Source organism: Aquincola agrisoli (assembly GCF_036621135.1).
Classification (GTDB): domain Bacteria; phylum Pseudomonadota; class Gammaproteobacteria; order Burkholderiales; family Burkholderiaceae_C; genus Aquincola; species Aquincola agrisoli.
In genome coordinates this window covers 62123-83231 of sequence record NZ_JAZIBG010000020.1, presented here as the reverse complement: position 1 = coordinate 83231, position 21109 = coordinate 62123, and the positions used below count along the sequence as shown (strand labels likewise).

16 protein-coding genes are annotated in these 21109 nt (G+C 71.8%); 12 read left to right on the top strand and 4 right to left on the bottom strand.

What is annotated here, in order from left to right:
- Positions 1-13: 13 nt before the first annotated feature.
- On the top strand, positions 14-1360 hold the full coding sequence (locus V4F39_RS08270; RefSeq protein ID WP_332288841.1) for a class-II fumarase/aspartase family protein: 1347 nt from the start codon (positions 14-16) through the stop codon (positions 1358-1360).
- Between the two features lie 18 nt (positions 1361-1378).
- On the opposite strand, the gene V4F39_RS08265 is transcribed toward V4F39_RS08270, so the two are convergent.
- Entirely contained in the window at positions 1379-2860 is a 1482-nt protein-coding gene (locus V4F39_RS08265; protein WP_332288839.1) for a Do family serine endopeptidase, read from the bottom strand.
- A 191-nt stretch (positions 2861-3051) separates the two neighbouring features.
- On the opposite strand from V4F39_RS08265, the gene V4F39_RS08260 reads away from it, so the two are divergent.
- Both V4F39_RS08260 and V4F39_RS08255 read left to right on the top strand, forming a co-directional pair.
- On the top strand, positions 3052-4641 hold the full coding sequence (locus V4F39_RS08260) for an ABC transporter substrate-binding protein (protein WP_332288838.1): 1590 nt from the start codon (positions 3052-3054) through the stop codon (positions 4639-4641).
- Positions 4642-4665: 24 nt separating this feature from the next.
- On the top strand, positions 4666-10716 hold the full coding sequence (locus V4F39_RS08255; RefSeq protein ID WP_332289111.1) for a response regulator: 6051 nt from the start codon (positions 4666-4668) through the stop codon (positions 10714-10716).
- Here V4F39_RS08255 and V4F39_RS08250 read toward each other — a convergent pair.
- Genes V4F39_RS08250 through V4F39_RS08240 form a run of 3 tightly spaced genes read right to left on the bottom strand, consistent with a single transcriptional unit; the run spans position 10697 to position 14088 of the window.
- Positions 10697-12037 (bottom strand): MgtC/SapB family protein, encoded by a 1341-nt coding sequence (locus tag V4F39_RS08250; RefSeq protein ID WP_332288837.1) that lies wholly within the window; start codon positions 12035-12037, stop codon positions 10697-10699. The two genes, V4F39_RS08255 and V4F39_RS08250, sit on opposite strands and share 20 nt — an antisense overlap.
- A gap of 15 nt (positions 12038-12052) precedes the next feature.
- Complete coding sequence (locus V4F39_RS08245) at positions 12053-13378, bottom strand: sensor histidine kinase (protein ID WP_332288836.1); 1326 nt, start codon at positions 13376-13378, stop codon at positions 12053-12055.
- Entirely contained in the window at positions 13378-14088 is a 711-nt protein-coding gene (locus V4F39_RS08240; RefSeq protein ID WP_332288835.1) for a response regulator, read from the bottom strand. The genes V4F39_RS08245 and V4F39_RS08240 overlap by 1 nt, the downstream gene beginning before the upstream one ends.
- 135 nt (positions 14089-14223) lie before the next feature.
- Here V4F39_RS08240 and V4F39_RS08235 point away from each other — a divergent pair, with 135 nt between their 5' ends.
- From V4F39_RS08235 to V4F39_RS08195, 9 genes are all read left to right on the top strand, one after another.
- Positions 14224-14406, top strand: a complete 183-nt coding sequence (locus tag V4F39_RS08235) for a LysR family transcriptional regulator (protein ID WP_332288834.1) — start codon at positions 14224-14226, stop codon at positions 14404-14406.
- On the top strand, positions 14375-15001 hold the full coding sequence (locus V4F39_RS08230; protein WP_332288833.1) for an ArgP/LysG family DNA-binding transcriptional regulator: 627 nt from the start codon (positions 14375-14377) through the stop codon (positions 14999-15001). Before V4F39_RS08235 ends, V4F39_RS08230 begins: the two co-directional genes overlap by 32 nt.
- 542 nt (positions 15002-15543) lie before the next feature.
- The gene (locus V4F39_RS08225; RefSeq protein ID WP_332288832.1) at positions 15544-17091 is read left to right on the top strand and encodes an MFS transporter; all 1548 of its coding nucleotides are present in this window, start codon (positions 15544-15546) and stop codon (positions 17089-17091) included.
- Positions 16979-17710 carry an alpha/beta fold hydrolase gene (locus V4F39_RS08220; protein ID WP_332289110.1) on the top strand — a complete coding sequence of 244 codons (732 nt, stop codon included), beginning with the start codon at positions 16979-16981 and terminating at the stop codon, positions 17708-17710. Before V4F39_RS08225 ends, V4F39_RS08220 begins: the two co-directional genes overlap by 113 nt.
- Before the next feature lie 87 nt (positions 17711-17797).
- The gene (locus V4F39_RS08215; RefSeq protein WP_332288831.1) at positions 17798-18451 is read left to right on the top strand and encodes a DsbA family oxidoreductase; all 654 of its coding nucleotides are present in this window, start codon (positions 17798-17800) and stop codon (positions 18449-18451) included.
- 68 nt (positions 18452-18519) lie between these two features.
- Positions 18520-18885, top strand: coding sequence for a hypothetical protein (locus V4F39_RS08210; RefSeq protein WP_332288830.1), 366 nt, complete (start codon positions 18520-18522; stop codon positions 18883-18885).
- 170 nt (positions 18886-19055) lie between these two features.
- Positions 19056-19361, top strand: a complete 306-nt coding sequence (locus V4F39_RS08205; protein WP_332288829.1) for a hypothetical protein — start codon at positions 19056-19058, stop codon at positions 19359-19361.
- A gap of 66 nt (positions 19362-19427) precedes the next feature.
- Positions 19428-20243 carry a hypothetical protein gene (locus V4F39_RS08200; RefSeq protein WP_332288828.1) on the top strand — a complete coding sequence of 272 codons (816 nt, stop codon included), beginning with the start codon at positions 19428-19430 and terminating at the stop codon, positions 20241-20243.
- A 159-nt stretch (positions 20244-20402) separates the two neighbouring features.
- Positions 20403-21071, top strand: coding sequence for a L,D-transpeptidase (locus V4F39_RS08195; protein WP_332288827.1), 669 nt, complete (start codon positions 20403-20405; stop codon positions 21069-21071).
- Positions 21072-21109: the final 38 nt, after the last annotated feature.

The following is a 21109-nucleotide window of genomic DNA, read 5'->3' as shown; positions in this document are numbered from 1 at the left end:
ACGGAGACACGCCATGCCATCCACCATCATCGATTCCGCCATCTTCCAGGGCATCTTCTCTTCCGACGCGATGCGCCGGGTGTGGTCGGACGAGAACCGCACGCAGAAGTACCTCGACATCGAACGCGCGCTCGCCGTCGTGCAGGGCCGCCTCGGCCTGATCCCCCAGGAGGCGGCCGACGAGATCGTCAGCCACTGCCGGCTCGATCAGATCGACATGGCCAAGCTGCGCCAGCAGACCGAGCGCATCGGCTACCCGATCCTCGGCGTGGTGTCGCAGCTCAACGCGCTGTGCCGCGACAAGCTCGGCGAGTACTGCCACTGGGGCGCCACCACGCAGGACATCACCGACACCGCCACGGTGCTGCAGATCCGCGAGGGCCTCGCGATCGTCGACGACGAACTGGCCGCCATCTCGGCGGCGATGGCCAAGCTTGCCAAGCAGCACCGCGACACGCCGATGATCGGCCGCAGCAACCTGCAGCAGGCCATTCCGGTGACCTTCGGCTACAAGATGGCCGGGCTGCTCTCGGCCATCGAACGCCACCGCGAGCGGCTCGACCAGCTGAAGTCGCGGGTGCTGGTGGGCGAGTTCGCCGGGGCCGCCGGCACGCTGGCCTCGCTGCAGACCGGCGCGATGGAAACGCAGGCCGGCCTGTGCGCCGAGCTGGGCCTGGCGCAGCCGGTGATCGCGTGGCACACCATCCGCGACAACATCGCCGAGGTGGGCGCGTTCCTGGGGCTGGTGGGCGGCACGCTCGGCAAGCTGAGCATGGACGTCAAGCTGATGATGCAGACCGAGGTGGGCGAGGTGTACGAGCCCTACGCCCACGGCCGCGGCTCCAGCAGCACGATGCCGCAGAAGCGCAACCCGATCAGCAGCTGCTACATCCACGCCGCGATCTCGGTGGTGCGCCAGCATGCCGCGGCGCTGATGGATGCGATGGTGGCCGACCACGAGCGGTCGACCGGCCCGTGGGAGATCGAATGGATCGTGCTGCCCGAGGCCTTCTGCCTGATGGCGGGGGCGCTGAAGCAGTCGCGCTTCGTGCTCGAGGGGCTGGAAGTGGACGCCGTGCAGATGCGCAAGAACATCGACATGACCCACGGCCTGGTGATGAGCGAGGCCGTGATGATGGGCCTGGGGCCCTACATCGGCCGCGAGTACGCGCACGACCTGGTCTACGACATCTGCCGCGATGCGGTGAAGCAGCAGCGGCCGCTGCTCGACCTGCTGGCCGAGCACCCGGAGATCAACCGCCACCTCGACCGCGCCGCGCTGGCCGCGCTGTGCGACCCGGCCAACTACCTGGGCCAGTCCGGGGTCATGGTCGACCGGGTCCTGGCCACGCTTCGCTGAGGCGCCCAGCCCGGCCGGTCAACCCAGCCGCACCGGCACGAAGATGCGCTCGCCGTTGCGCTCGATCAGCAGCGCGACGCTCTTCGGCTTGCCCTTGAGCACGCCCTGCACCTGCTCGACCGACTGAACCGGCTGGCCGTTGACGGCCAGCAGCACGTCGCCGCGGGACACGCCGGCACGGGCTGCCGGGCCGGCGGCCTGCTCGACCACCAGGCCTTCCTGCACGCCGGCCTGTGAACGCTCCTGCGGGCTCAGCGGGCGCAGGGCCAGGCCCAGCTTGCCGGGCTCCACCCCGCCGCTGGCGTTGGCGGCCTGCTGCTCGCCGTCGTCGGCGCGCGCGAGCTTGACCTCCATCTCACGCGCACTCTTGTCGCGCCACACCTGCAGCTTGACCTTGTCGCCGGGCGAGGACAGGCCGATGCGGCTCGACAGCCCGCCCGAACGTTCGATCGCCTCGCCGTTGACCTGCGTGATCACGTCGCCCGCCTTCAGCCCGGCCGCGGCCGCGGGGCTGTTGGGCGCCACCTGCGCCACCAGCGCACCGTCGGGGCGCGGCAGGCCGAACGATTCGGCGAGCGGCGCCGAGAGGTCCTGCACCACCACGCCCAGGCGCGCATGCTGTGCGCTGCCGGTCGCGACGATCTGGTCCTTCACCTTCAGCGCCAGGTCGATCGGGATGGCGAACGCCAGGCCCTGGTAGCCGCCGGTCTGCGAATAGATCTGCGCGTTGATGCCGACCACGCTGCCACTGCCGTCGAACAGCGGGCCGCCCGAGTTGCCCGGGTTCACCGCCGCGTCGGTCTGGATGAAGGGCACGTAGGCGTCGCCGGGCAGCGAGCGGCCCTTGGCGCTGACGATGCCCTGCGTGGCCGTCTGCTCGAAGCCGTAGGGCGAGCCGATGGCCAGCACCGGGTCGCCGACCTGCAGCTGCTTCGGGTCGCCCAGGCGCACCACCGGCAGGTTCTTCGCCTCCACGCGCAGCACGGCCACGTCGGTTGCCTTGTCGCTGCCCAGCACCTTGGCGCGGAACTCGCGGCGGTCCTGCAGCTTGACGGTCACTTCCTTCGCACCGTCGACCACGTGGGCGTTGGTGAGGATCAGGCCGTCGCTGCTGACGATGAAGCCCGAGCCCTGGCCGCGGAACGGCACCTCGCCGCCGCCGCGCGGCAAGCCGCGCTGGCCGAAGCCGGGGAAACCGCGGAAGAACTGCGCCATCGGGTCTTCCTGCACGCTCGCCTGCCGCGTGCCCTCGACCGTGACGCCCACCACCGCCGGCCCGCCCTGCTGGACGATGGCGCGGAAGTTCGGCGCCGCCGTGGGCGCGACCGGCGCCGCCGGCACGACGGCCGCCTGCGTGACGGCGGCGGCCTGCGCCGTCACCGCCGCGGGCTGCGCCTCGTCCTTCGACCAGGGCAGCTTGAAGCCGAAGGCCGCCGCACTCCCGCCAGCCAGCACGCCGGCGGTCACGAGGGCACCGATGAGGGGTTTGATCCGGGTCATTGCTTTTTCTCCATGGCGGTTCATTCCGCTTGGCCCAGATCATGGGAAGGCCGGATGAGGCCGGCATTAGCCGAAGATGAAGCGAAGGTTAAACCGGCCGCTCTGGTATCGATACATTTCGATGCACTATCACCTAGACTCCAGTTGCACCACATTCGGCATCTCCGGATGGCATCTGCGCAGGAGGAACCATGACCAACGCCGCGATCGCCCTGGCCCGACCCTGGATCGCCTGCGCCCTGCTGCTCGCAGCGGCCGCCGGCGCGCACGCGCAGACGCTGCGCTGGGCCGTGCGTGGCGACGCCGAGAGCATGGACCCCCACGCCTTCATCGAGGGCGTCTCGATCAACGTGAACCTGCTGGTGCACGACGCGCTGGTCGAACGCGACCAGATGCAGCGCATCGTGCCGGCGCTGGCCACGCGGTGGGAGCGGATCGAGCCCCGGCGCTGGCGCTTCGAGCTGCGCCGCGACGTGCGCTTCCACGACGGCACGCCGATGGATGCCGACGACGTGGTGTTCTCCATCCTGCGCGCGCAGCAGCCCACCTCCCAGTTCGCGATCTACGCGCAGCCGCTGGGCGAGCCGGTGCGCATCGACGCGCACACCATCGAGCTGCGGCAGCGCGAGGTCAACCCGCTGCTGCTCGACCACCTGGCCGTCGTGCTGGTGATGAGCCGCCGCTGGGCCGAGGCCCACCAGAGCACCCGCGTGCCGGACTTCAAGGCCAAGGATGAGGCGGCCAGCTCGCGCGAAGCCATGGGCACCGGCCGCTACAGGCTGGTGTCGCGGCAGCCCGGCGTGCGCACCGTGCTGGCCCGCCACGCCGCGCACTGGGCACCGCGGCAGGGCAACGTGGAGCGCATCGAGCTGGTGCCCATCGCCAACGATGCCACCCGCATGGCGGCCCTGCTCGCCGGCGATGTCGACCTGGTGCAGGACGTGTCGCCGCAGGACGTGCCGCGGCTCAAGCGCGAGCCGGGGCTGAGGCTCTTCGAGGCGACCGAGACGCGGGTGATGTACCTGGGCATGGACCTCTCGCGCGACCAGCTGCTCTACGGCAGCGTGAAGGACCGCAACCCGCTGAAGGACGTGCGCGTGCGCGAGGCGCTGGCGCTGGCGCTCGACCCCGCCCTGCTCGTCCGCACCATCCTGCATGGCCGGGCCGAGCCCACCCGTTGCATGGCGATCCTGAAAAGCGCCTGCCTCGCGCCCGAGCTGGAGGCGCCGCTGAAACCCGACCCCGACCGCGCCAAGGCGCTGCTGGCGCAGGCGGGCTACCCCGAGGGCTTCGACCTCACGCTCGACTGCCCGACCGACCGCTACGTGCTGGGCCACGCCGTCTGCACCGCGCTGGTCGGCCCGTTCGCGCGCATCGGCGTGCGGCTGACGGTGGACGCGCGGCCCAAGTCGATCTACTTCCCGAAGGTGTTCTCGAACGACACCAGCTTCTTCTATGTGGGGGTGGGCGGCAGCATCGCCGACGCACAGGTGCTGATGGACCTCTCGATGCACAGCCAGGATCCGGCCAGGAAGAAGGGCAGCCTGAACTTCGGCCGCTTCACCGACGCCGAGCTCGACCGGCTCATCGACGACGCGGGCAGCGAAGCCGATCCCGCGGCCCGCGCCGGCATGATCCGCGACGCGCAGCGCCGCATGGCCGCACAGCACCACCTGCTGCCGCTGTTCCGGCCGATGCTCACCTGGGCGACACGGGCCAGGGTGCAGGCGGTCGTCACCCCCAACAACCTGCTGCGGGCGGACTGGATCCGCATCGACTGACGGCCGGACACCGCCTTGGACGCCATGCCGCCGCCACGCTGGACCGAGCACCGCCGCGCCGAGCCCGACGACGGGCTGCTGCACTGCGAGGGACGCTGGACGGGCGAGGACGGCCGCCCCGTCGACGCCCTGCGCAGCGAGGCCCGCGGCGAGGCGGCGCTCGCACGGTTGTGCGCCGAGGCGGAAGCGCTCGGCCACCTGGCAGGCCTGCCCGGCATCCCCCGGGTGCTGAGCCTGGACAGCCGCGCCGGCGTGCTCGTCCAGTCGATACCCCCCGGCCAGCCGCTCGCCGCGCTGCAGCCGCGGCTGCAGCACGAGGTGGCCGCCTGCGTCGAGATCGGCATCGGCCTGGCCGTCCTCTTCGATGGCATGCACGCGGCCGGCGTGGTCCATGGCGCCGTCGGCCCGGACTGCGTCTACGCCGAGCCCGCCTACGGCCGCGTCGGGCTGGCCGGCTTCGGCGGCGCGCTGGTGCAGCACCGGTCCGAGCCGGTGCCCCAGGCCCTCGCCCGCGCCGGCCGCTCCTTGCTCTTCTGCGCCCCGGAACAGACCGGCCGCATGAGCGGCTCGATCGACCACCGCGTGGACCTGCATGCGCTCGGGTCGCTGCTGTACTGGCTGCTGACCGGCCAGGCCGCCACCAGCGGCGACTCCCCGCTGCAGCGGCTGCATGCGCTGATGACCCAGGCCCCCGCGGCGATGGCCACGCTCAACCCGCAGGTGCCGCCGGCGCTCGACCGCATCGTGATGAAGCTGCTGGCCAAGAACCCGGCGCAGCGCTACCAGTCCGCCCACGGCCTGCACCAGGACCTCGCGCAGGTGCTCGCGCGCCTGCGCGACCCCGCTGCAGCGAGGGACGAGGGCCTGGCGATCGGCCAGGCCGACCGGCGCATCGTGCCGGCCCAGCCGTCGCGGCTGTTCGGCCGCGAGCGCGACGCCGATCGCCTGCACGAAGCCATCCACGCCACCGACCACCGGCGCCGCATCGTGACCATCCGCGGCCGTGCGGGGGCCGGCAAGTCGGCGCTGGTGCGCGCGGCGTTCCCGGCCGGCACCGCGCGCCAGGGCCGCCTCGCGACCGGCAAGTACGACCCGTACCAGAGCGCCGCACCATTCAGCGGCCTCGGCCAGGCGCTGTCGGAGCTGGCCGCCTACGACCTGTCCGAGCCGCCCGAACGCCTGGCCGAGATGCGTGCGCAGCTGCAGGCGGTGCTGGGCGACAACACCGCCTTCCTGGTGCGCGTCGCCCCGGCCTTCGGCGCGCTGCTCGGCGAGGCCGGCGCGGCGGCCGGTGCGGGCTCGCCCGCCCCCGACGCCAACGTGCTGCAGCGCATGAAGCACTGCGTCGCCTGCGTGCTGCAGGTGCTGCGCGCGCGCGGCACCCGCGCCGTGCTCTTCCTCGACGACCTGCAGTGGGTCGACGGCAGCTCGCTGGAGCTGATCGAGCGGCTGGCCACCGACGAGAGCTGGGGCGGGCTGCTGCTGGTCTGCGCCTACCGCAAGGACGAGGTCGACGACGCCCATCCGCTCGCGGCGGCGCTGGCGCGCATCCGCGCCGTCGGCACCGAGGTGATCGACATCGACATGCGCGGCCTGCCGCCGCCCACCGTGCAGGCGCTGGTGGCCGACATGCTCGACGCCGCGCCCGAGGAGGTGGCGGCGCCGGCCCGCGTGCTGGCCGACAAGACCGGCGGCAACCCGTTCTTCGTGCTCGAGTACGTGCGCCAGCTGCACGCCGCCGGCCACCTGCGCCGGGTGCGCGGCCTCTGGCAGTGGGACGACGCCGCGGTGCAGGCGCTGCCCGGCTCGGCCGACATGCTGGCCGGCCTGCTCGAGGGCCTGCAGCGCCTGCCGGCCGACCTGCGCCAGCTGGCCGGCGTGTGCGCCTGCCTCGGCCACGAGGTGGATGTCGAGCTGCTGGCCGCCGTGCTCGGCGAGCCGGCCGAGGAAGTCGACCACCGGCTGCTGCCGCTGAGCCAGCGCCGGCTGCTCGTGCGGCGCGACGCCGAGACCGCACGCCACTGGCGCTTCGCGCACGACCGCATGCGCGAAGCCGCGCATGCCCTGCTCGACGACCGCGGCCGCGCCAGCTGGCACGGCCGCATCGCCCGCGTGCTGCGCGCGCGGGAAGCCAGCCGCTACCTCGTGGCCAGCCACCTCGCCGAGGCCCTGGCGACGCTCGACACGCCGGCCGAGCGCGAGGAGGCCGGCGCCGTCCTGCTGGATGCGGCCCGCGACGCGCTGGGGGGCGGCGCGACGGAAGACGCGCTGCGCTTCCTCGGGGCCTGCGAGGCGCTCGACCCGCAGGCCTCGCGGCCGGGGAGCGACCGGCTTGCGCGGCAGGTGCTGCAGCACACCGCGCTGCTGAGCCAGGGCCGCCAGCGGGAGGCGGACCAGGTCTTCGAGGCGATGATGCCGCACGCCGCCGAGGCGCCGCTGCCGGTCGGCACGGCCATGTGGCGGCAGGTGCGCGCACTGACCGTGCGCTGCGAGTACACGCGGGCCGTTGCGCTGGCGCTGGCAGGCGCGCGCGCGCTCGGCATCGAGCACCCGCCGGCCGACCGCTGGCAGGAGGCCGCCGACGAGGAGCGCGCCTGGATCGCCGCGCTGCTCGCCCGCGAAGGCGAGCCGTTCTTCGACCGCCTGGCGCCGGCCTCGCATGCGCAGATGGTGGCCGCCGCGCTGCTGCTGAACGCGTTCCCGCCCAAGCTCTACGCCACGCCGGCTGCGCGCGAGTGGAGCGTGCTGCGGTCGATGCGCATCGGCTGCGAGTTCGGCGCCTTCCCGGCACTGCCCATCCTGATGGTGGACGCCATCAACCCCTTCATCGCGCGCGGCGACGACTACGAGGCGCTGCGCGCCATCACCCGCAGCGCGCAGCGCCTGGCCGGGCGCATGTCGACGCCCGAGACGCGCCAGCGCCTGAGCTACCGCATCGCGCTGATCAGCAGCGTGTGGATGGAGCCGCTCGAGCGCACGCTGGACCGCGCCCGCTTCGCGTACGAGCAGGCGGTGGCGATCGGCGACCTCGTGGCCGCCGGCGGCACCTTCGGCGCGAGCCTGCCGCCCATGCTCGACACCGTGCGCCACCTCGACCAGATGGCGGTCGAGGTCGACCAGGGGCTGGAGGTGTGCCGCCGCACGCAGAGCCGCATGACGATCGGGGTGCCGCTGGCGATGCGCCAGGTGGTGCGCTGCCTGCGCGGCGAGACCCACGCCGTCGGCAGCCTCGCCACCGACGATTTCGACGGCGACCATGGCGTGCAGCCGCCCACCGACACGCTGGCGCAGGCCATCTTCCTCGCCTACCGCTGCCTGTGCGCGGCCCTGTTCGGCGACTGGGGCCGCGCACTCGACGAATGCCGCGGCTATCCGCTGCGCGAAGGCGTGACCAGCCTCTACGCCGATGCGCTGCTGCGCTGGGCCTACGCGATGGCGCTGGCCCAGGCGCTGCGCGGCGCGGCGCCCGCCGAACGCCCGGCCCTGCGCGCCGAACTGGCACCCCTCGCGGCGTGGATCGAAGGGCGCGGCGCCGACGTGCCGGAGAACTTCCTGCACATGGACCAGGCCGTCAAGGCATTGCAGGCCTGGGCCGAGGGAGACACCGGCACCGCCGCGACACGGTTCGAGGCGGCCATCGACACCGCGCTGCGCCACGGCCATGTGCTGCACCACGCCTTCGCCTGCGAACTGGCCGGCGACTTCTGCGCCGAGCAGGGCCTGCAGCGCGGCGCCGATGCCTACCGCGCCGCCGCGCTGCAGGCCTACGAGGACTGGGGCGCCCGCGGCAAGGCCGCCCACCTGCGGCAGCGGCATCCGCACTTTGCACGCGGCCGGGCACAGGAGGGGCCGGCCGGAACGCTCGCGCTCGCCGCCACCGGGCGCGCCGAGCTCGACCTCGCCAGCGTCGTGCAGGTGAGCAACCTGCTGGCGCAGGAGCGGGAGCCGGATTCCCTGCTGCGCGTGCTGTTCGACCAGCTGCGCCAGTACGCCGCCGCCGAGCGCGGCGTGCTCTTCTGGCGCGAGGGCGAACAGTGGCCGGCATGCGCGGGCTTCGAAGGCACCACGCACTGGATCGAGACCGAGGCCGGCGGCGGCGCCACCGCCGCCGCACGCGAGGTGCCCGAATCGGTCTTCCACTTCCTGGTGCACAGCCTGGAGCCTCTGCTGCTGCCCCACGTCGACCGCCACATCCGCTTCGGCCGCGACACGCTGGTCCAGCGCCACGGCATCCGCTCGATCTTCGGGCTGCCGATCCAACACCGCGGCGACACCGTCGGCCTGCTCTACCTGGAGAACCGCCAGGCCCCCACGCGGCTCGAGCCCGCCCAGGTCGAGACGCTGCGCCTGCTGGGCCTGCAGTTCGCGGTGGCCTACCAGAACGCGCAGATGAACCGCGACCTGGAGCGGCAGGTAGCGGCACGCACGCGGGAGCTGCGCGCGGAAGTCGAGGAGCGCCGGCGCGCCGAGCAGACGGCCGAGGCCGCCAACCGGGCCAAGAGCGCCTTCGTGGCCAACATGAGCCACGAGGTGCGCACGCCGATGAACGCCATCCTCGGCATGTCGCGGCTGGCGCTGCAGGCCGGCCTCAACCCGCAGCAGCACAACTACGTGCTGAAGGTCGAGCGCTCGGCGCAATCGCTGCTGGGCATCATCAACGACATCCTCGACTTCTCGAAGATCGAGGCCGGCAAGCTCGACATGGAGCAGGTGCCCTTCCACCTCGGCGACGTGATGGACGGGCTGGCCAACCTCGTCGGCCTGCAGGCGGAGGAAAAAGGCCTGGAGCTGCTGTTCACGATGCCGCCCGGCCTGCCCAAGGCGCTGGTGGGCGATCCGCTGCGCCTCGGGCAGGTGCTGCTCAACCTGGGCAACAACGCGGTGAAGTTCACCGAGCACGGCGAGGTCGTCGTCCGCATCGAGGAAGTGGCGCGCGAGGAGGCGCAGGTGACGCTCGGCTTCAGCGTGCAGGACAGCGGCGTGGGCATGGATGCGCAGCAGCAGCAGCGTGTCTTCCAGGCCTTCGAGCAGGCCGACAGCTCCACCTCCCGCCGCTACGGCGGCACGGGCCTGGGCCTGGCCATCAGCCGCCGGCTGGTCGAGATGATGGGCGGGGCCATCGCGGTCGACAGCGTCCCGGGCCGGGGCAGCACCTTCCGCTTCAGCGCGCAGTTCGGCCTGCAGCCGCCGGCGGCCAGCGCCCCGGCGCCCGAGGTGCCGCAGCCGCAGGGCACGCGGCTGCTCGTCGTCGACGACAACGCCCGCGCCCGGGAGGTGCTGGCGGAGATGGCCGGCGCGCTGGGCTTGGAGGCCGGCACCGCGGCCGACGGGTGGGACGCATTGCGCGAGATGACGCTGGCGGCCCAGGCCGGCCGGCCCTACCCGCTGGTGCTGGTCGACTGGCACATGCCCGGCATGGACGGCGTCGAGTGCGCCGCCAAGCTGGCCGCGCTGCCCGGCGCCACGCCGGCCGCCGTCGTGATGACCACGGCCTTCGGGCGCGAGGCGCTGCTGCGCCAGCTGCAGGCGCAGGGCGTGGAGGCCGCGGGCGTGCTCGTCAAGCCGGCCACGCCGTCGACGCTGTTCGAGGCCTGCATGCAGGCGCTGGGCCACGCGGTGCACACCGAAAGCCGCCAGGCGCTGCGGGAGGAATCGCTGGCCGGCCACCAGACGCGGCTGCGCGGCGCGCGCATCCTGCTGGTGGAGGACAACGCGATCAACCAGGAGCTGGCCCTCGACCTGCTGGGCCGGGTGGGCGTGCAGGCCACGGTGGCGGCCGACGGCCGGCAGGCCATCGCGCTGCTGGAGCAGCACGAGTTCGACGGCGTGCTGATGGACTGCCAGATGCCCGTGATGGACGGCTACGAGACCACGCGCTACCTGCGCAGCCAGCCGCGCTGGCGCGACGTGCCCATCATCGCGATGACGGCCAACGCGATGGCGGGCGACCGCGAGCTGGCCCTGGCGGCCGGCATGAACGACCACATCGCCAAGCCGATCGACATCGGTGCGATGTTCGACACCGTCGCGCGGTGGGTGCGGCCGGCCGCGGGTGCTAGCGAAGGGCCGGCGTAGGCGGCGCGACCAGCAGCGTCGGCAGCCACGGCGTGATCCACGGCTCCACCCAGCGCCAGGTGAACACGCCGACGAGGCCGGCCACCGCGACCGCGGCCATCGAAGCCGCCAGCAGCCCGATCAGCCCGCGGTGCCGCGTGCGCAGCACGAACGACAGGCTGAAGGCCAGGCTGGTCAGCGACGCGATCACCGCACCGGTGCCCGCCACGCTGCCCGGCAAGGCACCCTGCGAGGCCAGCGTGGCGGCGGCCGCCACCGCGCTGGCGCTCGACAGCAGCCCGCCGATGACGGTGACGACGTAGAAGCCGGCATCGCCGAACTCACGCTGCATCACGCTGCCCAGCACGTGCAGCAGCAGGAAGAGCAGCCCGTACTTCAGCGCGACGCTGAGCGAGAACGGCAGCTCCAGCGCGATGTCGGCCGGCTTCTCCGCCTGCGCGCCGAGGCCCTGGCGCCGGCCGTAGCTCAGCAGCACCATCGCCGCGCTGACGGCCAGCATCAACGCAAAGGCCGCCAGCGAGCCCAGCAGCGCCGCCGGCGCGAGGATCAGCAGCAGCCCGGCGTTGCGCACCAGCATCGCGGTGGTGGCCAACAGGATGCCGCGGTACGCGGTGCCCAGGTTGGCCACGCCAGCGCGCACGCGCGACGACAGCTCGATCACCGTGAAGTTGCTGTTGACCAGCCCGCCGAGGAAGCCGGAGATCTCGGTGCCGCGGTCGCCGTAGAGCTTCCAGAGGATGTAGTTCACGAAGCCGATGCCGGCGATCAGGATCACCGTGACCCAGGCCGCGCGCGGCTCGACGAGCCCCCAGGGGCCGATCGCGCCGTGCGGCAGGGCCGGGTAGATCACGATCGCGAGGATGGCCAGCAGCAGCGCCGAGCGCACCTCGCCTTCCGTCAGGCCCATCGAGAAGCCCGACAGCCGCTCCTTCCACGTCAGCAGCGCGGTGGCGATCACCATCACCGCGGCCGGCGTGATGGTGTGGCCCTGCCCGCACAGCACCCCCGCCACGCAGGTGACGAGCATCGCCGCCGAGGTGGTGAGCTCGGCGCCCTCGTTGGCGCGCAGCGTCTGCAGGTTGAGCACGACGGCCAGCACCCCCACCAGCAGCAGGATCAGCAGCGCGAAGGCATGGCCCAGCGCGCCGCCCAGGCCGCCCAGGAGGGCGATGAAGCCGAAGGTGCGCAGCCCCGCCTCCTTGCCGCGGCGCTCGCGCTCCAGCCCCATCAGCAGGCCGAGCGAGAGGCTGAGGGCCAGGCGCACGAGGATGTCGGCATAGGGCCACTGGGCTTCGGGCAGGGCGGGCAGGTCGTTCAGCATCGGGTGGACGGGCTTTCAGGGTTCGTCGATGGAAGGCGGCAGGGCCGGCAGGCGGCACACCACCCGCAGGCCGCCGAGCGGCGAGGTCGCGAGCTGCACCGTGCCGCCGTGGCGCTGCACCACGCCGCGCACGATGGCCAGGCCCAGGCCGCTGCCGCCCGCGGCCTCGCTGCCGCCGTGCGCGGCCTCGCGGCGCCAGAAGCGGTCGAAGGCCTGGGCGCGCTCGGCCTCGGGGATGCCGGGGCCGTCGTCGTCCACGCTCAGCACCGCCTCGTCGCCCTCACGCGCGACGATCACCTTGACCACCGTACCCGGCGGGCCGTGGCGCAAGGCGTTGTCGGCCAGGTTGCGCGCCAGCGCGGCGAGCCCGGCGCTGTCGCCGCGCACCCGCACGCCCGGCTGCGCATCGAGCTCCAGCGTGCTGCCGCGCGCCACGGCCAGCGTGCCGCTGTCGGCCAGCGCCTGGCGGACCAGCGCGCCCAGGTCCAGCGGCTGGCGCGCGGGCTCGCGGCTGCCGGGCTCGTTGCGGGCCAGGGTGAGCAGCTGCTCGACGAGCCGCGTCGCGCGGTCGACGCCCGCGGCCAGCGCGGCCACCGCTTCGGCCCGCGCGGCCTCGTCGGGCGCGCGGCGCAGCATCTGCACCTGCAGCTTCAGCGCGGTGAGCGGCGAGCGCAGCTCGTGCGCCGCATCGGCGACGAAGGCGCGCTGCGTGTCGAAGGCCGCGCCCAGCCGCTGCAGCAACGCATTGAGCGAACCGACCAGCGGCGCCACCTCCTCCGGCAGGCCCTCGGCCGACAGCGGCGCGAGCGATTCGGCATCGCGCGAGCGCACCTCGCGCGACACGCGGGCCAGCGGCGCCAGCGCATGCGCCACCAGCCACCAGACCGCCAGGCCCAGCAGCGGCGCCAGCAGCAGCAGCGGCAGCACCGCGCGCCAGGCCGCGTCGGCCGCCAGGCGCTCGCGGATCTGCCGCGGCTGCGCCACCTGGATCACGCGGCCGAAGGTGGCCACGCTGTAGGTGCGCCAGGTCTGCCCGCCCGCCTCGACGTCGGCGAAGCCGAGCACGGCACGCGTGGGCACCGCCGCATGGGCACGCGAGGCGTAGAGGGCCCGGCCGTCGGCGGACCAGATCTGCACGACGAAGTCGTGCTCGGCATTGGCGCTGCCCGGCGGGATCTCGCCCTGGTCGCGCAGCGACAGGGCCATCTGCTTGAGCTGGTAGTCGAAGAGCGCCTGCGTCTCCAGCAGCGCGTTGCGGTAGGTGGCGCCACCCAGCGCCAGCGCCGCGAGCAGCAGCACCGCCAGCAGCGAGGCGATCAGCTTCAGTCGTATGGAGGTCATCAGGTGCCCGCGTCCTCCGCCGCGGCATCGGCCGCTTCGCCCCGCTTGCCGAGGTAGTAGCCGAGCCCGCGCATCGTGCGGATCACGTCGGCGCCGAGCTTGCGGCGCAGCTGGTGGATGTAGACCGAGACGGTGTTGCTCTCCACCTCCTCGCCCCAGCCGTAGAGCTTGTCCTCCAGCTGCGCGCGCGACAGGATCGCGCCGGGCCGGGCCATCAGCGCCTCCAGCAGCGCGAACTCGCGCGCCGACAGCAGCACCGGCTGGCCGTCGCGCTGCACCTGGCGCGTGGCGGGGTCGAGCGTGATGCCCTCGTGCGCCAGCAGCGGGGCCGCGCGGCCGGCATGGCGGCGCAGCACGGCGCGCATGCGCGCGGCCAGTTCGTCCAGCTCGAAGGGCTTGACGAGGTAGTCGTCGGCGCCGGCGTCGAGGCCGGCGACGCGGTCTTCCAGCGCGTCGCGCGCGGTCAGCACGATCACCGGCGTGGCGTCGGCACGGGCGCGCAGCTGGCGCAGCACGTCGAGGCCGCTGCCCAGCCGCTCGGGCTCGGGCAGCCCCAGGTCGAGCAGCACCAGCGCGAAGCGCTCGCTGGCCAGCGTGCCGAGCGCGGCCTTGGCGTCGTACACCCAATCGACCGCATTGCCTTCGAGCCGCAACGCCTGGCGCAGCGTGCTGCCGATCATGCGGTCGTCTTCCACCAACAGGATTCGCATCCGCCGAGGATAGGCCACCCGCCACGCGTGGTGTCGGCTGCCGCCAAGGCATGTCGCTCGGCCGTACCTGATGGGACGGCGGGCGGGCGTGTCGGCAATCAGGCCGAGAATCGATCGCTCCGACCTGATCGCTCCATGTTCGACCGACAACAATTGAAGACCTTGGCCACGATCGTGCAAGAAGGCAGCTTCGAGCGCGCGGCGCAGCGCCTGCACATCAGCAGGGGCGCGGTATCGCAGCGCATCAAGGCGCTCGAGGAGGCCGCCTCGGCCGTGCTGCTGGTGCGTGAAGCCGGTGCGCGCGACAGCAGCCGGTGAAGTGCTGCTGCGCCACGTCAACACGCTGAATCTGCTGGAAGACGAGGCGCTGCGCGAGATCCGGCCGCAGGTGGATGCTGACGAGCCTGTGCCCCTGGCCATCGCGGTCAACGCGGACTCCTTGGCCACCTGGTTGCCCGACGTGTTCTGGCATCTGATCAACACCAGGGACATCACGCTCGAAGTGGTGCGCGACGATCAGGAGCACACGCTGGAGCGGCTTCTGCAAGGCGACGTGATGGGCTGCGTATCGAGCCAGCGCACGAGCCTCCGGGGCTTTAACAGCCACCCGCTGGGTGTCATGGTCTACCGGTGCTATGCCGCGCCAGGTTTCGCGCGGCGATGGTTTCCAGACGGCCTGCCTGCCCACGCAGCACGCAAGGCCCCCGCGGTGCTGTTCGATCGCAAGGACACGCTGCACAGCAAGTTCATGGAGCAATGCGTCGGCGTGCGCATGCCACGGTATCCGTGCCACTATCTGCCGGATACAAAGGCCGTGTTCGCCGCCGTCCAGCACAGCGCAGGCTACAGCGTGCTACCCTGCCTGCAGGTCGCGTGGCGAACCGCGATGCGGCACCTGGCCACCTCACGCTAGTAGACCTCGCGCCGGGCCACTCCATCGCCGTACCTCTCTACTGGCACACCGGCCGAATTGGCTCTGCACTCGTTCAGTGGCTCACTGACCATCTGTGCCGGCAGGCCGCGCGCAGCCTCGAACCCTTCCCGTCGGCCATCCAGGCCGACGATGCCGCCCCTCCCCGGCAGGCCTGCCACCGAGGTTGACGCACGGCCCGGCTCCTGGCGCCCGCCGGCGAGCACCGTCCTAACGCCGGCATGAGGCCCCAGGCCGGCGTGCCGCCGAGCGGCCACATCGATCGCTCCCGCACCGCACCCGCTATTTAGAATATTTCACTGCGCGCAAGATGCTTTAAATTGCATATTTGACATGCAGTCTGTATTATTTTTCTTCATTAACGAGGCACTACGACAACATCCCCGTTCTGACCAGAAGGTATGACAACGACTTCGACCCGACCGGGTTGCTCTGCCGCCCCACCCACCGTTGCCACGGTCAGCGCTAAAGCGCTCTGCAGCGCTTTGCTGACACAGGATTCCGGCATCGCAAAGCAGTGGGCGATGTCGTTCATTGCCGAAAGCTACGCGGAACTCCCGCAGACGTTGCCGAGCGGCTGTGCTGAGTTGATGCGCGCCGCGCAAGAAGGCCAAGCCTCGTGCGCTGAAGTCCGCTGCGTACCGGCTGCTCGACGGGCTGGAGCGACAGTTGCCGCCGCCGGGGTGATTCGGATGCAACCCACCCCTGCACGCGCAAGCGTGATCCTCTGGACGGTGAACCTGACGTCGATCGCCGCCAGCGTGTTCAGCTATGTCTACCTGTCGTACTACACGTACACCTTGACCGGGTCGCTGCTGCTGTCGGAGGCGGTGCTCATCGCGCCGATGGTCATGCCCGTGCTGATGTGCCTGGTGATCAACCGCGTGGCCAACGCCAGCACCCCGCGCGGCGCGCTGATGGCAGCCAATGCAGCAGGGCTGGCGCTGGCATTGGGCACCTTCCTGAGCGTCGATCAGCACGTCGGCATCGCACTGGCCGGCACGCTGGCGATCGGCCTCGTGGACGCGATCCAGCGTGTCGCCCGTACCGTGGCAGTGAAGCGCTATTTCAGCGCCGCCGACATCCGATACGCGATGCCAATCACGCTGACGGCGCAGTTCATCGCGGGCGCAATAGCGGGCATGGTCCTGTCGTTCTACAAAGGCGACATCACGCCGCAAGTTGCCGGCGTGATCACGGCCGGCGGCTTTGCCATCGCGGCCTGTGCAGCGGCCCTGCTTCCCAGGTTGAAGCCGGTGTCCGCCGCGTCCACGCCGGCCCTGCAGGCTGCAGGCGCACTGGCGACGCTTCAAAACCTGCTGCGCGCAGACGACGCACTGCGCAGTCATTTCCTAGCGTTCGTGATCGTAGTGAGCGTCCTCCAGGGCTTCTTCAACGTGTCGCGCGTGACGCTGCCGCTGCATGTCCTGCAACTGCCGCAAAGCCACGTGGGCTACCTGCAGATCATCGGCGCCACAGCAGCGCTGGCGGCGGCGCTAGCGTTCGCGCTGCTCGGCAGATTGCGCGCAGGCATCGGTTTCATCGGGACGCTGGCACTGACGACCATCTGCCTGCTCGCGATGGTGGGTTGCACGGTCGCCGCGAAGATGCCGGTCAGCTTCTCGCTTTTCGCGCTCTACATGTTCCTGTGGGAAATCCTCTTCTTCAAGTACCAGGCCGACCTGGTCACCGTCACGCCGCAGGAGCATATGCCGCTCGTTGCCACGTTCCAGTTCGCTAGCGTCTATGCCGGCATGCTGGTGACCGGTTTCGCCGGCAGCTTCATCGCCGAAGTCGCCGGCCTGACGACAACGGCCGTCGTGTTCGCGCTGTTATACGCGCTGGCCATGGCCTGGATTGCGATGGGGGCCCGAACAGCCTCCCGCGCACAGCACAACGCCCCCCTGCAAGGTGAACGATGTGAAAGCGCCCCCGCCCCCTTTGGTGATGATCCATGGCCTGCTCGGCCCCATCGACTTCTTCGGGCCGCAGGCGCTGATGAAGGGCATCGAGGTCCACACACCCAACCTCCCCGGCTATGGCTCGCAGCCGCTACCGCCCGGCGGCGTTGAACTCACCCTGGAGCAGCAAGCCGCCTGGATCGTGGCCTATCTGCGCTCGCACATCGGCAGGCCGGCATGGCTGCTCGGCCACAGCGTGGGAGGCGCGGTGGCCATGCTGGCAGCGCGCATGGCGCCGGACCTGGTGACGGCGATCATCAGCGTCGAAGGCAACTTCACGCTCGGCGACGCGTTCTGGTGCCAACGGATCGCGCCGATGCGCGAGGACGAGTGGGCGGCGGAACATGCACGCATGCAGTCGGAGCAGCAGGCCTGGCTGGCCAAGAGCGGCATCGAGCCGACGGCACGGCGGCTCGAGTGGGCGCAGACGATTCTTCACAACCAAGCCGCAGCGACCGTGCACGCCATGGCGAAGGCCGTAGTGCGCGAAACCGCCGTGCCCGGCTACCTGGCCGCAGTCCGGGATGTGATCCATCACGGCACGCAGCTTCATCTGCTGGCGGGAGAACGCTCCTGCACGGGTTGGGACCTGCCGCCCTGGGTGCGGACCGCCGCCGCGAGCACGGTGGTGCTGCCCGGCGTGGGGCACATGATGATGCTGGAGGCGCCCGAGCAGTTCTGCAAAGCAGTCGCCAGCATGATGTTGCCGGACGGGTTCTCCTTGTCCTGAAGCCGCCAGGGAGGCCACCCGCCGTGCAGGGACGCCGCCGCGGTGCTACAAACGGCTCCCCGATACCCCCACACGCTGGCCCTCTCCATGAAGATCGACTTCGTCTCCGACGTTTCCTGCCCCTGGTGCGCGATCGGGCTGCAATCGCTGCAGACCGCGCTGGCAGAGCTCGACGGCGAGATCGGCGTCGAGCTGCACTTCCAGCCCTTCGAGCTGAATCCTGAGATGGTCCCCGAGGGCGAATCCATCGACGAGCACCTGAGCGCCAAGTACGGCACCACGGCCGAGCAGAACGCGCAGAACCGCGAGGCCATCCGCGCCCGCGGCGAGGCGCTGGGCTTCGAGTTCCGCATGGACAAGCGCAGCCGCATCTACAACACCTTCGACGCGCACCGCCTGCTGCACTGGGCCGGCCTGCAGCCCGACGCCGCGCTGCAGCACGAACTGAAGCGCGCGCTGTTCACCGCCTACTTCACCGACGGGCTGGACCCGAGCGATCCCGAGGTGCTGGTGCATGCGGCGTCCGAGGCCGGGCTCGACCCCGAGGGCGCGCGCGAGGTGCTGGCCTCGAACGCCTATGCGCAGGAAGTGCGCGAGGCCGAACAGTTCTACCAGTCGCAGGGCATCCGCGCGGTGCCGTCGGTGATCGTCAACCAGCGGCACCTGCTGCAGGGCGGCCAGCCGCCCGAGGTGTACCTGCGCGCGCTGCGGCAGATCGCGGCCGAACACGACGCGACTTGAAGTCCGCGGGGCCGCCCGCAGTTGCATGCCATGGCGGCATCACGCGCCGCACCCTTCAAGGAACCGCCATGGCCGCCCACTCCACGCCCTCCGCCCAGCCCCTCAGCGCCGCCACCCTGCGCGCCCGGCTCGAAACCATCATCGCGCTGGCCCGCCTGCTGGAACATGTCGAGCGCAGCCCCGGCGCCGCGTCGCCCTCTCAGTACCAGCAACTGGTGTCGCGGCTCACGGCCCTGCTGTCGGACAGCGACCTGCCTTCGGATGCGCTCGACGCCGTGCTCAGCGCCCACCCCGCAAGCGCCGAGCTGTACGAGAACCTCCACTACGAGCACTCCGGGCTCTGCCGCTCGCCGCTGGATGCCGCGGTGGCCGCGGAGACGCTCGCGGTGCGTGAGCTGGCCCGCTTCACCCGCCGCCAGACCCCCGGCGCGTGACACCGCGTAGCGAACGGTAACGATGCTTCCGCTTCGGGGCGCCGCATCGGGGCTCGTGTCCTACATGCAGCGCCGCCCCACGCCGACGCCGCTCCCGCGGCGTGCCCCCTAGAGTGAATCCAGGCCGAACGAGACATCGGCCCGACCACCCACCTCTAGGAGCACATGCAATGAACGCCACCAAGTCGCTTACCGCCGCCGTCGCTGCAGCCGCCTTCGCCGGCGCCATCGGCATCGCCTACGCCCAGACCACGACGCAGCCGTCGACGACCACGCCCTCGCAGCAGCAACAGCAGCAGCAGGCGCCCGGTACGCAGATGGACAACAGCACCATGACCCCGGGCTCGACCACCACGACGCCGGGCACCACGACGACGCCGAATTCGACGATGTCGCCGGGCACGCCCACGTCGCCCGCGATGCCGGCCGACAACGCCCCGATGACGGAGCGTCCGGCGCAGGCCGACCGCAACTGATCCAGGCACCGTGACGAGGACACGCCGGCCGGTGCCGGCGTCTCCCGCTTCCTGCAGGGCATCGCGATGAGCCACCCTTCAGACGACATCGCCGACGGCTTGAAGCGCGGCCTGCTCGGCGCGCTGGCGGTCTGCACCCTCGTGCTGCCCCCGATGGGCCAGGCGACACGCGCGCCGGCGCCGCACGATTCGGGCGGGGCTGCGGTGGTCGCCGTACCGGCGGCCGAGCCGCTGCGCGGCCCGCGCTTCGCCGACTTCGGCGAGCACCTGCCGTCCCCGGACGCCCGGCATGTGGCGGATTGGGTCGTCGACGCCGACGACCACCGGGGCCAGCCCTTCCTCATCGTCGACAAGCGCGATGCGCGGGTCTACGTCTTCCGCCCCGATGGCCAGCTCGACGGCGCCACCCCCGTGCTGCTCGGCTACGCGGCGGGCGACGATTCCGTCGCCGGCATCGGCAGCCGCCCGATCGAGCAGGTGCGGCCGGAAGAGCGCACCACCCCCGCGGGCCGGTTCGTCGGCGAGCGGGGTCGCAACACGCTGGGCGAAGACGTGGTCTGGGTCGACTACGAGGCCGCCGTCTCCATGCACCGCGTGCGGGCGACCAACCCCGCGGAGCGCCGCCTCGAACGCCTGGCCACCCCGACCGCCGACGACAACCGCATCTCCTACGGTTGCATCAACGTGCCCGTGGCGTTCTTCGAGTCGACGATCGCCCCCATCTTCCAGCGCACACGCGGCATCGTCTACGTGCTGCCGGAAACGCGGCCCGCGCAGGCGGTCTTCCCTTCCTACGACGTGGCCGAACGCCACGCCGCCCTGGCGGCCACCCGCCTGGCCGATCTCGGCGCGTCCGGCGCCGACGCAGCACCGCACCGGTAACAGAGCCGCCCTCCACCCGCGCCCCGCCCGTCACTGTTACCAACAGGACGGCGTCTCAGCCCCTTTTTGCCGCAATTTCGGCCCTTTCGCTGGCTACCATCTGCACCGGCAGCCTGTCCTCGCGCACTGCCGTTCGCAGTACCCCGCCTGGAAGGCCCGATGTCCGTGCTCCGTCGCCCCTCCCTCCGCAAACTCCTTCTCCCCTTCCGTCTGCTGCTGGCCGGCCTCCTCGCCGCCGCAGCCCTGGCGCCCCCGGCGGCCCGCGCGTCGGCGGACATCGACCAGGCCTGGCGCCAGATCGTCGCGACGGCCGACCACCGCGGCCTGCCTTTCGCGATCGTCGACAAGCGCGAGGCCGTCATCACCGTCTTCGACGCCCAGGGCCACGAAGTGGGCCGCACGCCGGTGCTGCTCGGCCTCGCGCCCGGCGACGACAGCACGCCCGGCGTCGGCCGGCGGGCCCAAATCGGCGCCGTGCAGCCCGCCGAACGCACCACCCCGGCCGGCCGCTTCGAGGCCGAGCCCGGCCGCAACCTCAGCGGCGAGCCCATCGTCTGGCTCGACTACGGCGCGGCGCTGGCGATCCACCGGCTGCGCCCCGGCCCCTCGCGGGAGCGCCGCGCCCAGCGCCTGGCCTCGCCCCGGCTGAAGGACCGCCGCATCTCGCTGGGCTGCGTGGTCGTGCCCGAGCCCTTCTACGAAGCCGTGATCGCCCCGCACCTCGGCCGCAGCCGCAGCGTGGTGTACGTGCTGCCGGAGAGCCGGCCGCTGGACACGGTGCTGCCGCCCGCGCCGCTCGTGGCCGCGGCCGCGGCCACGGCGGAATAAGCGGCGGGCCTCCGGCCCCGAGGCGACATCGGCGCTTC